Here is a 1,099-nt window from a genome sequence, read left to right as displayed (position 1 = left end):
TAGGGCACGTATTCGGTCGTGATCAATCTGCGCGATTCACCCTCGCGGCGGGTCCTGATCCGGTAGACCGTGTTACGTGACGCGAGCGCAATTGACGGATGCGGAGTGGGTGTTGATCGAGCCGTACTTGCCGATCGGCGAGTACGGCCCGTACCCGGAGCGGCTGCGACAGCAGTTCGAGGGCGTGATCTGGCGATTCCGGACGGGCGGGCAGTGGCGGGAGATGCCGCAGGAGTTCGGGGCGTGGTCGACCGTCTCCAATCGGTTCCGGCAGTGGAGGGACGCCGGCGTCTTCGAAGCCCTGATGGAGGGGCTGATCGCGGAAGCCGCGAAGCGCGGCGAGGTGGACTTGTCCCTGGTCAGCGTGGACTCCACCACCGTGCGGGCTCACCACGACGCGGCCGGGATGCACCTCGACTCCGACACCATGGCCGCCCTGGAGAAGGCCGCCGAGGAAGCGGAGAAGGCTCGGCAAAAGGGGGAGGCTCGGAGGAACAAGACGGGCGGGACGCCTCAGACGACCCGAAACGGGAAGAACGGCGACGCATCCGGCGTCGGCGCAGGCTCCGGCTGAAGGCAGCCCTGCTCGGACGCTCCAGGGGCGGGCAGACCAGCAAGGTCCATTGCGCCGGCGACCGGAAGTGCCGCCCGCTGGTGTTCATCCTGACCGAGGGCCAGGCCGCGGACAGCCCGCAGTTCATCCCCGTGCTGAAGAAGGTCCGGGTCCGGGTGCCGGTCGGCCGTCCCCGCACCCGGCCGGACGCGGTAGCCGGGGACAAGGCCTATTCGTCACGCGGCAACCGCGCCTACCTGCGCAAGCGCCATATCAAGGCGGTCATCCCGGAGAAGAAGGACCAGAGCGCCAACCGGAAGAAGAGGGGCCGCAAGGGCGGCCGGCCCGTCAGTTACGACGCCGAGCTCTACAAGGAGCGGAACACCGTCGAGCGCCTGATCAACAAGCTGAAGGCCTGGCGAGGCATCGCCACCCGGTATGACAAGACCCCGGAAAGCTACCTCGCCGGCCTCCACCTCCGTGGCGCGATGATCTGGATCAAGGACCTCACCCGGACCCACTGATCACGACCGAATACGCGCCCTA

At 67.6% G+C, this 1,099-nt stretch carries 1 pseudogene; it reads left to right on the top strand.

Annotated features, from left to right (window positions below):
- Positions 1–76 precede the first annotated feature (76 nt).
- Positions 77–1,077, top strand: a pseudogene (locus KV557_RS41865) (IS5 family transposase).
- Positions 1,078–1,099 lie beyond the last annotated feature (22 nt).

It is taken from the genome of Kitasatospora aureofaciens, assembly GCF_019192735.1.
In the GTDB taxonomy this organism is placed as follows: Bacteria; Actinomycetota; Actinomycetes; order Streptomycetales; family Streptomycetaceae; genus Kitasatospora; species Kitasatospora aureofaciens_A.
The sequence above is the reverse complement of the archived record's forward strand: the minus strand, read 5'-3'. Positions and strand labels throughout refer to the sequence as shown.